Genomic DNA, 13,111 nt, shown 5'->3' with positions numbered 1-13,111 from the left:
TGGACACAAAAAAAGAGCGCGGATTCCGCGCTCTCTTTCATTGCCACCCGCTAGGTATCAGCGCCAGATCTTGATCTGGTCCGCGTCCACGCGCTGCATCGGCTGGCCGACCTTGCAGCTGAAGGCCGCACCGAATTCCGGCAAGTTGGACAGCGGGCCGTTGGTGCGCCACTGGCCCGGTGCGCGGATGTCGGCGCTTGCGCGCTGTACCGCTTCGTTGGGCGACAACTGCTGCGCCCACAGTCCGGCCCAAGCGGTGAAGAAGGCCTGCTTGTCGGCCTCGGTGGCTGCCGGCTGCGCCTTGCCGAACGCCTGCCAGGCCAATTCGACGCCGGCCAGATCGGCCAGGTTTTCTTCGGCGGTCTGCGCGCCATTGACCTTGGCGTTGGGCACGCCCGGGTACGGGTAGGCCGAGAACTGCGTGGCGACCTTGTTGGTCAGCATCGTCCAGCTCGCCTTTTCGGCTGGTGTCCACCAGCTGCGCAATTCGCCCTTGGCATCGACCAGCGAGCCCTTGGCATCGATCGCACGGGTGATCTCGTGTGCGACCAGCGCACCGTAGGCACCGTACTGCGCGGCCTGGGTGCCGCCGGTGGTCAACACCGGTGCCTGCAACACGGCGGCGGTGACGATCAGGCGGTTCTGCGCGATGTCGTAGGCCACCGCTGGCTGCTGCGGCAGCACGTCCCAGCGACGGTCGGCGTTGCCCTTGCCGATGCGCTTCATCTCTTCGCGGTGGCGCCAGGTCGAGGCGATCAGCATATTGCCGCCGAAGCTACCGCGCCCCATCGGCTGCACGGTGTAATCCAGGTCGCGTCGCGGTGCGCCGACTTCGATCTTCATCGCGGCCAGCTTGGCCTTGGCTTCGGCCACCACCTCGCCGTTGCCCCAACCGGTGCGCTCCAGCGCGGCCAGCTGCGCATCGCGCACCTGGTCGGCGATGGCTTCGGCCTGGCGACGGGTGTCGCTGCTCAGATAACGCGACACGTACTCGCGGCCGAGCATCGGGCCGGCGGCCACGTTGATCGCGTCCAGCACCTGCTGCCAACGCTGCGGCGGCACCGCATCGCCACGCAGCAGACGGCCGCGGAACTGGTATTCGGCATCGTGGAAGCTCTTGGACAGGTACGGTGCCATCGCATCGCCCACGCGCCAGCGCAGGTAGGCCTTCCACTGGTCCGGCTTGATGCTGACGATCATGCTGTCGAGTTGCTTGAACATGGCCGGGTCGGCCATCGACACCAGGTCGTCCTTGACGCCCTGCGCTTCCAGAAAGTCGGCCAGGCGCAGGTTCTTGTACTGCTTGCTCAGTTCCTTGGTGGCGATCGGTGCGTAGTTGTTGAACGGGTTGTTGATGCCCTGCACCGACTGCGCGCTACGCGCCAGCGCGGTTTCGATCTGCAGCACGGAGGCGGCGTCGGCGTCGAGCTTGTCGGCGGCGGTGCCGGTGAGCGCCAGGATCTGCTTGACGTACGCGCGGTAGCGGCCCATCAGCGCCTGGGTGTCGGCGTCGGTGCGGGTGTAGAAGGCCGGGTCGGGCAGGCCCATGCCGCCCTGCATGAAGTAACCGATATGGCGATCGAGCGCCTTCAGGTCCACGTCCGGGCCGAAATTGAAGCCGACCGGAATACCGACCTGATGCAACGCGGCGATGGAAGCGGGCACATCCTTGGCCTTCTTGATCGCGTCGATGCGCGAGAGCAGCGGGGCGATCGGGTTGGAGCCGTCTTTCTCGACAGCCGCTTCGTCCAGGCCGCTGGCCCAGAAATCGCCGAGCAGCTTCTGCACGTTGCCCTGCGGGGACTTCATCGATGCATCGAGCAACTCGCGCTGCTGCTGCAGGGCGCGCTCGGACAATTGACCCAGCGCGGTGACGGCGCCGGCCTGCGGCACGGGATTGGCCTTGAGCCAGCTGGCGTTGGCGTAGTCGTAGAAATTGGTGCAGGCCGCCGAGACGGCCGGAGCCTTGGGCGCTGCGGCCTTCTTCTTGCGAGCTGCGTCGGCGTCGGGGGCGGACAGCAGCGAGATCAGGCTGAAGCCAAGAGCGAGGGCAAGCGGACGAATGGTGGGCATCGAGAAGAAGGGTGGCCAGATTGAAGTCGGCGAAGTTTAGCAAGGCCGGGGGCCGTGCAGGCAGGCGCCTGCTGCCGTTCGTCCTCGCTAACGGCCGTTTGCATGAACGTGACAGGCCCGCGCGTGCGGGCCTGTACGGTGGTGTCGCATTGGAAGCCCTTGCAGTCGCTTACCAGATTACGACGCGGTCCTTGTCCGGGCGCACCATCGCATCGCCTGCCTTGCAGGAGAACGCCTGGGCGAACTGCGGCATGTTGGAGGGCGAGGTGATGGCCCGCAGGTTGGAGGGCGAGTGCGGGTCGGAAGCCAGATAGACCAGTTGCTGTTGCTCGCGGACCCGCTCGCGCCAGTTGCGTGCAAAGCCCAGGAAAAACCGTTGTTCCGGGCGGTAGCCATCGATCGCCTGTGCGCGCTCGGGATGCGCACGCAATGCGGTTTGCAATGCGTTGTAGGCAATGTTGATGCCGCCGAGATCGGCGATGTTTTCGCCCAGGGTGAGCTTGCCGTTGACGTGCAGGGTTGGATGGTTCGGCAGCGGCACATAGGCGTCGAATTGCTTGACCAGCAAATCTGTGCGCGCTTCGAAGGCTTTGCGATCCTGCGGGGTCCACCAATTGACATTGTTGCCCGCACCATCGAACTGGCTGCCTTGATCGTCGAAACCATGCGACGCCTCATGGCCGATGACGGCGCCGATCGCGCCGTAGTTCAGCGCGTCATCCGCGTTGGCATCGAAGAATGGCGGCTGCAGGATGGCGGCCGGGAAATTGATGGTGTTCGTCTGGGGGCTGTAGTACGCGTTGACCGTCTGCGGCGTCATCGTCCAGCGCTTGCGATCGGTGGGTTTGCCGATCTGCGCAATGTCGTAGTGGTAGTTGAACTTCGCCGCGGCCTGCAGGTTGCGGTAATACGCGCCAGGCACGATATCCAGCCCGGACCAGTCGCGCCACGTGTCCGGGTAACCGATGTTGGGCAGGAAGGTTTCCCACTTTGCCAAGGCCTTGGCCTTGGTTTGCTCGCTCATCCAGTCGACGTGCTCGATCCGCGTCTTGAGTGCGGCGCGGATGTTGTCCACCAATTCGGCGGCGCGTTGCTTGGTGTCGGGCGTGAAGACCTTGGCGACGTACAGTTGGCCCAGGCCTTCGCCCATGGCGACGTTGACCGCACCAAGGACGCGCTTCCAGCGCGGCCGCTGTTCGGGCTGCCCGGACAGCGTCTTTCCATAAAAGGCGAAGTTGTTATCGACGAACGCCTTGCTGAGCTGCCTGGACGCGCCATCGATGGTGTGGAAGCGCAGATATGCCTGCCACTGCGCCACCGGCGCGGTGGCTAGTTGTTGGTCGAATGCTGCAAAAAAGCGCGGTTGCGACAGCGAGAAACCGGGGCCGACATCCACGCCCTGCGCGGCGAAGAAGGTTGTCCACGAAAAGTGCGGCGTGATCTTGTCGGCATCGGCAACGCTGAGGAAGTGGTATTGATTCTTGGGTTGGCGGGCGTCGGTCGGTGCAAGCGATGCAGCAGCCAGGCGCGATTCGAGGGCCATGACGTCCTTTGCCTGGCGTTTGGCCGTGTCGGCATCGCTGCCGGTGAGTTCGAACGATTTGGCGATGTAGGCGAGGTAGGCTGCGCGGATGGGAGCGTATTGCGCAGCGGTGTAATAGTCCTTGGTCGGCAGGCCCAGGCCACCTTCCCCGCCAAAGCCGATCTGCTGCTCAGCCTTGTGGAAATCGGGGCCGGCACCGAACTCGAACACGAGTGCGTCGCCCTCTGCGTAGCGTTTGGTGATGTAGTCGGCAATCGCGGTGCTGGAGTCGAGTGCGGCAATGGCTTCCAGCTGCGGACGGATGGGCTGGTCGCCTGCTGCTTCGATGGCGGTTTCATCCATGCCGGAGGCGTACAGCAAGCCCAGCTTGCGGGTCAGGGGATCGGCCTGTTTGTCTGCCTGCTTTGCGGCGGCTTCGATAATCTGTCGCTGCGTGGCCAGGCTCTTTTCCAGCAGTTCGTCGAACACGCCCCAGCTGGTCTTGTCGGGTGGGATCGGATTGGCCTTGGCCCACTTGGCATTGACGAAGGTATCCAGGTTCGTGCAAGCGCCCGACCCTGTATCCAGATCGCCGATATCGAAGGCAGGCCTGGATGCAGGGGCGGTTGCCGCGGGCGCCTGCGTGGCCGGCATTGGCACGTTGCGATCGTCGGGCATGCGGTTGCAGCCCCCAGGGCGACCAGCAGGGAAAGGGCGAGTGTCGAAGTCTTGATGGCCGACATGGACGAAAGTCGCGGGAAGGAGCGCCGAGGATAGGCGGGCGCTGCCGTGCTGGCGCATGCGTGTGAGCTTTGTTGAGCCTTGCATTTAAGTTGCCGACTGTCAGCCCACAGATGCCCTGATGCGCGGAGAAACACCGCATTCACGCCATCCCGCGAGCGAACAAACAGCGCCGCAAACCTCGGTGATCAGGGCTGTTCAACGCAGGGCGCGCGATTGCCGCCTGATGGATGCAGGCACGGCCGGTGCACCCTGTACGGGACAAGGCCTGGTGCGTCCGGGCGTTTGGACGCGCAGCGCGCGATCGTGCCGGCATTGCACTGCATTGCCTCCAAAAAAACGGGCGACGATCTTTCGATCGCCGCCCGCATCATTTACAGCAATGCGCAATTACCAGATCACGACCTGCTTGTCGCCCTGGCGCACCATCGCATCGCCCGGCTTGCACGAGAACGCGGCGGCGAATGCCGGCATGTTCGACGGCGCACCGATGGCACGGAAGTTGGCCGGCGCATGCGGGTCGGTCTTCAGGCGCACCACCAGCTCTTCCGGGGTGAAGTTGCGACGCCACACCGTGGCCCAGTTGAGGAAGAAGCGCTGGTCGCGGGTGATGCCGTCGGTCTTGGGGTCGTCCTTGCCGGCGGTGGCGGTCTTCATGGCGTCGTAGGCGGTGTTCAGGCCACCCAGGTCGGCGATGTTCTCGCCCAGGGTCAGGTCGCCCTTGACCTTGTCGCCGGCCGGCGTGCGGTAGCCGTCGAACTGCGCCACCAGCTTGCCGGTGCGGGCCTTGAACGCGTCCAGGTCCTTCTGCGTCCACCAACCCGGATCGGGGATGAAGTTGCCATCGGCGCCGAAGCGGCTGCCCTGGTCGTCGTAACCGTGGGTCATCTCATGGCCGATCACTGCACCGATGCCGCCATAGTTCATTTCTTCCGGCGCATTCGGGTCGAAGAACGGCGGCTGCAGGATGGCGGCCGGGAACACGATCTCGTTCTGCAGCGGGTTGTAATAGGCATTGACCGTCTGCGGGCTCATGCCCCATTCGGTCTTGTCCACCGGCTTGCCGATCTTGGACAGGTTCCACTTGTAGTTGAATTCCTGCGCCGCCATCACGTTGCCCAGGTAGCTGTCGCGGCCGGTGCTCAGGCCGTTCCACTCGCGCCACTTTTCCGGGTAGCCGATCTTGGGCGTGAAGCTTTCCCACTTGGCGATCGCCTTGGTCTTGGTCTCCGGGCTCATCCAGTCCAGCTTTTCGATGCGGGCCTTGAGCGCGGTGCGCAGATTGGTCACCAAGGTTTCCATCTTGGCCTTGGAATCGGCCGGGAAGGCGACCTTGACGTACAGCTGGCCCAGCGCTTCGCCGGCCTGGCCGTTGATGGTGGCCAGCACGCGCTTCCAACGCGGCTTGATTTCCTTCTGGCCGCGCATGGTCTTGTTGTAGAACGCAAAGCTCTCATCGACGAACGGCTGGCTCAGGAACGGCGAAGCGCCATCGACGGTGTGGAAGCGCAGGTAGGCGCGCCAGATCGCCGGGTCGGTGTCGGCGATCATCTTGCTCACTTCCTGGTGGAAGGCGGGGATCGCCAGCGAGAACATCTCCGGCGTGGCCACGCCCTGCGACTTGAAGAGCTCGGTCCACGACCAGTTCGGGGTCAGCTTGTCGGCCTCGGCCGGGGAAATCGGGTTGTAGGCCAGCGAGGCATCGCGCGACATCTGGGTGCTGGTCTTGGAGACCTTGGCCAGGCGGGTTTCGAAGGCGACCACTTGCTTGGCCTGCGCGGCGGCATCGGCCGCAGCCACGCCGGACAGTTCCAGCACCTTGGCCACGTGCGCCTGGTAAGCCTCCAGCTTGGCCTTGTTGGCGGGGCTGGTGTAGTACTCCGGGTCCGGCAGGCCCAGGCCGCCCTGCATGGCGTAGGCGATGTTCTGGCTGGACTTCTTGAAGTCCGCTTCGGCGCCGAAGCCGAAAAGCGCGTTGTTGCCTTTGGCCGCGCTGCTGCGCAGGTAGTCGACCAACTTGGTCTGGTCGCTGATGGCGTCGATGGCGGCCAGTTCCGGCTTCAGCGGCTCGATGCCCTGCGCGTTGATCTTGGCTTCGTCCATGCCGGTCGACCACAGGTCGCCGACGATCTTTTCCACGCCGGTGGCCTTGCTGTCGGCGGCGGCTTGTTCCACCAACTGCCGCTGGATCGCATTGGAGCGCTCGTCGAGCATCTCGAACGCGCCCCAGCTGGTGCGGTCGCTCGGCACCGGGTTGGCGGCCAGGAACTTGGCATTGGCATAGGCGTTCAGATCGGTACAGGCGTTGCTGCCGGGGTCCAGGTCGGCCGCGGTGAACTGGTTCACTGCCGGCAGCTTGCTCTGGTCCAGGGTCAGCGTCTTGGGCGCCGCCGGGGTGGTGGCCGCGGTGCCGCCCGCCGGGGCCGCGGGCGCGGCGTCTTCGGACTTTTTGCAACCGCTCAGGGCGGTGGCCACGGCCAGGGTCAGCGTCAATAAATGAGGTGTACGAATCACGAAGGACTCCAGAAGCATCAATGGGAAGCCCCGTCGCCGGGGCCGTGGCCGGCACTCTACGCCTCGCCAGCCGGATGGCATGGTGTCGAAGGTCATGGGTGCGGGATGTAGAGGGCCGGGCGAGGCGCCAGCTGTTGAGGCGCGGCGGCGTCGACCATCATGTGAGCCACCCGGCCAGCGCCAGCAGTACAACGGCGGCGCCGCCGATCACGCAACATCCAGCTGTCGGCTTGACGTGCCGGCCTGCTCAGCCGCGAATCCTTAGGCGTGGCACTTGCTGCAACGCCTAAGGCGACTTTGCAGCGGCCGTTCTTCGTCTTGCCGGCGGCACGCGCCGGCGCGGTGGTGCGTTGGGAGCGACGGGCAGGCGCTCAGACGCTGTCGCTGCCAGATGGTGGGCGCGGGTGAGCGGTGCTATATACCAGTGCATGCCCATCGCCCCTGAACCTTTGGATGCACTGATCATCGGCGCCGGCCACAACGGGTTGGTGTGCGCTGCCTATCTGGCCAAGGCTGGCAAGCGGGTGCTGGTGTTGGAAGCGCGCGGGGTGGTTGGCGGCGCGGCGGTGACCGAGGAATTTCATGCCGGTTTCCGCAATTCGGTGGCGGCGTACACGGTGTCGTTGCTGCAGCCCAAGGTCATCGCCGATCTGGCACTGGAGCGCCATGGCCTGCATGTGGTGCCGCGACGGATCAACAATTTTCTGCCGTTGCCCAACTGTGACTATCTGCTTGCCGGGGCAGGGCGCACGGCACAGGAAGTTGCCAAGTTTTCAGCGCGGGATGCTGCCGCCTTGCCTGCCTACGAAGCGCGGTTGGAGGGTAATCCCCCCACTTTTAGCGGTCGCCAGAAGTGGAGCTAAGCGGCCATCGCCAACTTCATGGCAGGCGTGATGCCGCCGAGCGCCATATTCGGACGCTCGTGGTTGTACGTCCATAGCCAGCGGGTGGCTTTGTCCTGCACCTGGTCGATGGTGTCGAACAGGGTTTGGGCGAGCCAAGCGTAGCGGATGGTGCGGTTGTAGCGTTCAACGTAGGCGTTCTGCTGTGGCTTGCCCGGCTGGATGTGCTCGACCCGGATGCCATGCCGCTGCGCCCAGGACAGCAACGCGCCACTGATGTATTCAGGGCCGTTGTCGCAGCGGATCACGGCGGGCTTGCCGCGCCACTCGATGATCTGCTCCAGCGATCGGATCACCCGGGCTGACGGCAGCGACAGGTCGACCTCGATCCCCAGTCCCTCGCGATTGAAGTCGTCGAGCACGTTGAACAGCCTGAAGCTGCGGCCGTCGGCCAGCTGGTCGTGCATGAAGTCCATCGACCAGACTTGGTTGATCGTCTCCGGCACCGCCAGTGGCTGCGGCCGCTCACGCACCAGCCGCTTCTTCGGCTTGATCCGCAGGTTCAACTCCAACTCGCGGTAGATCCGGTAGATCCGCTTGTGGTTCCAACCAAAGCCCTTCACGTTGCGCAGGTACAGGTAGCACAGGCCAAAGCCCCAGTCGCGATGGGCGGTCGTCAACCGGATCAGCCAGTCGGCGATCCGGGCGTTCTGCTCGCTGGCCTTGGCCTGGTAGCGGAAGCAGGTCTGGCTCACCGCGAAGGTCTGGCAGGCGTGGCGGATGTTCGTGCGCCCGCTCGTGACCGCCGATTGGGCCATCTCGCGTCGCTGAGATGGCCTCACCATTTTTTTGCGAGCGCTTCCTTCAGCAGGTCGGTACTGAGCTGCGCCTCGGCGTACATCTTCTTGAGCCGGCGGTTCTCCTCCTCCAGCTCCTTCATGCGCGCGACCATGGACACGTCCATGCCGCCGAACTTGCTGCGCCACTTGTAGAACGTGGCCGAGCTGATGCCGTGCTCGCGGCACAGCTCCGGCACGGGCGCACCGGCCTGGGCCTGCTTGAGCACGGCGATGATCTGGCTGTCGGTAAAGCGGGACTTCTTCATGGAACCTCCTCGGGAAAGGGGACGAGAAAATTCCACTTCTGGCGTCTGCTAATGGGCGGGGGGATTACCCACCGCCTACGTGTTGTTGCATCACGTGTTCGGGCAGAGCAATGGGGTCAAGGGAGCGTGGGGCCACGCCATTGGGGGCATGGGCGCGATCACTCAGGCCATGGCCGCCAGCGCGCGCGAGCACGGGGCGCAGATCCGTACCGGCTGCGCGGTGGCGCACGTGCTGGTAGAGCAAGGGCATGCGGTCGGTGTCGTCACGACTGCTGGCGACACGATCCGCGCCCGCGCGGTCGTGGCCAACGTCAACCCGAAACTGCTGTATCAGCGCCTGATGCGCCCAGGCGACGTACCTGCGACAACGCGCGAACGTATTGCCCATTACCGCTGCGGGTCGGGTACCTTCCGCATGAATGTCGCGCTCTCGCGCCTGCCGGACTTCACCGCGTTACCCGGCGATGGCGATCACCTGACCGCCGGCATCATCCTGGCACCGAGCCTGGACTACATGGACCGCGCCTGGCATGACGCGCGCGCGTTGGGATGTTCGCGTGAGCCTGTGGTCGAACTGCTCATTCCCAGCACCCTGGACCACACCCTTGCGCCGCCGGGCCAGCATGTCGCCAGCCTGTTCTGCCAGCATGTGGCACCGCAACTGCCCGACGGCAGGCGATGGGACGATTACCGCGAAGAGGTGGCCGATCTGATGATCGCCACGGTGGAGCGCTACGCGCCCGGGTTTGCCACATCGGTCCTGGGCCGGCAAGTGCTGAGCCCGCTCGATCTGGAACGCATCTTCGGCCTGGTTGGCGGCGACATCTTTCACGGCGCCCTCAGCCTCAATCAGCTTTTCAGCGCACGCCCGCTGCTGGGCCAGGGTGCGTATCGTGGCGCGGTGCCAGGGCTGTATCTGTGTGGATCCGGGACCCATCCCGGCGGAGGTGTGACGGGTGCGCCTGGGCATAATGCGGCGCGGGTGATTTTGGGTGGGTGAGAACTCGCCTCGGACTCTCGGTGCATAGAAAAAAGGCCCCGGAAACCGAGGCCTTGGAGTAAATAACGTGATCCCTGGAAGCGTCGCATGGACGCCTCCAGGGTCCTGCGATTAGAAGTCGTAGGAAGCAGAGAGACGCAGGTAACGCGGCGTGTTGTAGCTGTAGTCCTGCAGACCAATGCCATAGGTGTTGGACACCAGGCCCGGATCGGTTTCATAGACGCCATCAACGCGATTGGCGCTACGGTCATTCAGCACATTGAAGACCTGTAGGCCGACAGCCAGCTTGTGGTCGGCAAACGAAGGACGATAGGTCACGCCAAGATCCAGATTCTTGATCCAGGGCGTGCGACCTGCGTCGCCAGGCCTAGAGGGTTGGCCACCACAGTAGTGGTATGCGGATCCGTAGCTGATCGGATCCAGTCCATCTTCAAAATAACCAAGGCAGGTTCTTGGTGTGCCAGACATCACGCGGAGCGTGGCCGACGCCATCCACTCTGGGCTGATCTGATAGGCACCAAAGGCCTTCAGTTGATGGCGCCGGTCATTGGCAAGACTTCCTCCCGCGTAATACATCAGTGCGGCGGCATCCCAGTCCTGAGTCTTGGACACATCTGCCTGGCCAAGATCCGATTTAACCTGACCTTCAGTGTTGCCATAGCTGTGTGACCAGGTGTAATCGACGCGGCCATACCACTTCTCGTTGAATGGATGTTCCAGGAATAAGTCGACCGAGACATAGCTTCGCTTTGCCTTGTCAGTGAAGTCCCAGTCTTGCTGCGACATCCGCACCTGGGTATAGCCGGATCCATCAGCATTGGCCAAGTCATAGGTGTTGGTCTTGCCGGGATTGAACATCACGCAGCCAGGAATTTCGACTGCATCAGCATCAATGCCGCTTGCTGTGAGCTTGTCTGCAATCTTCGCGGTGTCGCATACATCGTCAATCGCACTCTGCAACTTGCGATAGGTGAATTTGGCGCCGGAGTTCCAGCTTTCGCCCAGGGTCTTTTCAAAGCCGAGGATGAATTCGTCTTGATATTGCGACTTCAGATCGGTTGGGGCAAAAGCATTTGGGTCCGGTGCCTGACCATACTCGCCATTGGATGAAACAGGACCCGGCCCGATGGGTGTCAGGCCCGTCGGTTCGCCATTGGCATCGATACCTGTGTAAGTGAAGTACTCATCGGTATAGGTCGAAGCGGAGGCGCCGCGGATCGCCACGCTGTTAGGGAGTGCAAGATAATAGCGGCCAAGGTTGGCGAAAACTTTCAGCGAAGAATCGCCGAAGACATCCCAGCTTGCCCCGAAGCGCGGTGCCCACTGGTCACCGCTATCGACGTATTCGACATGGTCGCTGTTGTAGTTGGTGAACTGATCATTGCGAATACCCAAGGTCAGCAACCATCGATCGTTAACCTGCCAACGATCTTCCAAATAGTACGCCTTCTGTTCGACTGCCATGCTGGTCGTTGTGGTGAAGATGCGCTGTTGTGCGTAATAACCATTCGAGCCAGGGCCGGTGACACCGACCCCGAGGCCCGGGCGCACCGCCGTCTGCTCGTCGGCTGCTCGACCATAGATCCACTGGTAACCAGGACCCGTGGTGCGTACGCCCTCGTCATAGGCGTTGAAATACATGTTGTCCACACCTGCAGTCAGGTCGTGGTCACCCAGCCGATAATTCAATTCCAGCCTCAAGCTGCGGCTTTTATTGATTGGATCATCAGCTTTTGCCCGATTGGTAGCCTGATTGTTGCGGATCGGCGTACCACCAGTAATGGCCGGATTCTGGCTCGTCACACTTCCCAGGAATGGAAGGTCGGAAATGAAGGGATTGAACTGCTGGTTGTGCTGGGTGCTGCGGCCCCAGGTTGCGTTCAAGGTCAAGTCATCGGTGATGTAACCGGTGTACTTGAAAATGTCGTAGGTGTCCTTGATTTTGTAGGTGTCGGGATATGTGCCTGTACGGTCACCACCTACAAGACCGTCGTAGTCAAAGCTTGTGTAGTAACCGCTTCGCCTGTCGGTGTTTTGGATTCGAGTGTATTCAACGATATTGCTATCGTTGATGTTCCAATCCAGTTTTCCGTAGAACTTCGGCGTGCTGTACTCGTAATTGTTGCGCGCCTGGATGGAGTCACTACTGGCATTGGTGCTGACGCCGTCAACCTTCTCCGATTCGCCAGCCACAAAGATGAAGAGCCGATCTTCGATCAAGGGGCCGCCTGCATAGGCGCTGTAGACAGTCCGCGTCTGCTTGTTGTCTTTGCCTGCGCGATATAGCGTGCCTGGCTGGTCAGGCGTGTCGTACTTGTATCCTGCAGGCAATGTTGCATTTGGAAACCACACGTCTCCTCGCGAACTCGCAAGCGAGTCCGGCTCCCACACCGTTTGCACGCCAAAATGCCACTCGTTGGTGCCACGCTTGCCGAGCTGGTTGATGACACCACCCGTAGAACGGCCGTACTTGGCGCTGTAACCGCCGGTATACGTTTCCTGCTGGTCGATGGCGCCGTATGGCAAGCTCACGCCACCGAGGTTGCTCAGCGGGTTGCTAACGTTGAAGCCGTTAATGTAGTAAGCGTTTTCTGTGACGCCTGAGCCACCAAAAGACACTACGGAGCGCGAGCCGTTGTTGAATGCGCCTGCACCCGACACCGCACCCGGCGCCAGCAACGCAATCGCTTCGGCGCTGCGGCCCAGCGGCAAGGTAGCCAACTGCTCGGACGTGATCACCGAGCGCGAGCTGGTCGAGCTGACATCGATCTTCGGCGCGTTGGCGGCGGTGACGGTGATCGCACCGAGCGTGGTTGCATCGGCGTTGCTGCCCGATGCGGCCGCGCCAGCGAAGGACACTTCAGTGCCCGAGCCGACGCGCAGCTGCACGTTCTTGCGGGTGTCGACGACCTGGTCGCCGCGCTTCAGGGTGACGGTGTAGGCGCCCACCGGCAGCGAGCCGAGGTTGTAGCGGCCATTTGCATCCACCGTGATGGTGCGGCTGAGACCGGTGTCGCTCTGCACGACGATCGTGCTGCCGGCTTCGGACGGGGCGCTACCGTAAATGCTGCCGGTGGTGCTCTGCGCGTAGACCGCGCCGTTGGTTAGGCATGCACCGAGCACGACAGCGAGGGCGGTGCGTTTGAGGACTTGGCGACGAAACTGATTGCTCATTCCTGACCTTTCAACTGGAGTTCGGATAAGGGGCGGTCATCGGGGAGTCAGATGGCCTTAACCCGAACGTAATGAATGCCTGCTACGTAGTGCAAGCGTCTGACATGATTTTTTAATGAAATAACACGAATCCGCGTCGA

Annotated in this window: 4 protein-coding genes and 3 pseudogenes; 2 read left to right on the top strand and 5 right to left on the bottom strand. The window is 62.7% G+C overall.

Annotated elements, in window-relative coordinates; genetic code table 11:
• Positions 1-57 precede the first annotated feature (57 nt).
• The 3 genes and pseudogenes from ACCQ00_RS13650 to ACCQ00_RS13640 all read right to left on the bottom strand — a co-directional run bounded on the left by ACCQ00_RS13650 (position 58) and on the right by ACCQ00_RS13640 (position 6,868).
• Positions 58-2,073: a M13 family metallopeptidase gene (locus ACCQ00_RS13650; protein WP_039570377.1), complete on the bottom strand. Its 2,016-nt coding sequence runs from the start codon at positions 2,071-2,073 to the stop codon at positions 58-60.
• Positions 2,074-2,242: 169 nt separating this feature from the next.
• Positions 2,243-4,338: pseudogene (locus tag ACCQ00_RS13645) on the bottom strand (M13 family metallopeptidase).
• Between the two features lie 388 nt (positions 4,339-4,726).
• Positions 4,727-6,868 carry a M13 family metallopeptidase gene (locus tag ACCQ00_RS13640; RefSeq protein WP_046736081.1) on the bottom strand — a complete coding sequence of 714 codons (2,142 nt, stop codon included), beginning with the start codon at positions 6,866-6,868 and terminating at the stop codon, positions 4,727-4,729.
• 410 nt (positions 6,869-7,278) lie between these two features.
• On the opposite strand from ACCQ00_RS13640, the pseudogene ACCQ00_RS13635 reads away from it, so the two are divergent.
• A pseudogene (locus tag ACCQ00_RS13635) lies at positions 7,279-7,671 on the top strand (phytoene desaturase family protein); the annotation flags it as partial.
• Positions 7,672-7,709: 38 nt separating this feature from the next.
• On the opposite strand, the gene ACCQ00_RS13630 reads toward ACCQ00_RS13635, so the two are convergent.
• A protein-coding gene (locus ACCQ00_RS13630; RefSeq protein ID WP_099770621.1) for an IS3 family transposase occupies positions 7,710-8,797 on the bottom strand; the annotation gives its coding sequence in 2 pieces (ribosomal slippage) (positions 7,710-8,545 and positions 8,545-8,797; 1,089 coding nt in all).
• Positions 8,798-8,867: 70 nt separating this feature from the next.
• Here ACCQ00_RS13630 and ACCQ00_RS13625 point away from each other — a divergent pair.
• Positions 8,868-9,797: pseudogene (locus ACCQ00_RS13625) on the top strand (phytoene desaturase family protein); the annotation flags it as partial.
• Positions 9,798-9,908: 111 nt separating this feature from the next.
• Here ACCQ00_RS13625 and ACCQ00_RS13620 read toward each other — a convergent pair.
• Positions 9,909-12,971 carry a TonB-dependent receptor gene (locus tag ACCQ00_RS13620; RefSeq protein WP_039567231.1) on the bottom strand — a complete coding sequence of 1,021 codons (3,063 nt, stop codon included), beginning with the start codon at positions 12,969-12,971 and terminating at the stop codon, positions 9,909-9,911.
• Between the last annotated feature and the right edge of the window lie 140 nt (positions 12,972-13,111).

Origin of the sequence: Xanthomonas sp. NCPPB 3761 (assembly GCF_041475705.2) — a bacterium.
GTDB lineage: Bacteria > Pseudomonadota > Gammaproteobacteria > Xanthomonadales > Xanthomonadaceae > Xanthomonas > Xanthomonas phaseoli.
The sequence above is the reverse complement of the archived record's forward strand: the minus strand, read 5'-3'. Positions and strand labels throughout refer to the sequence as shown.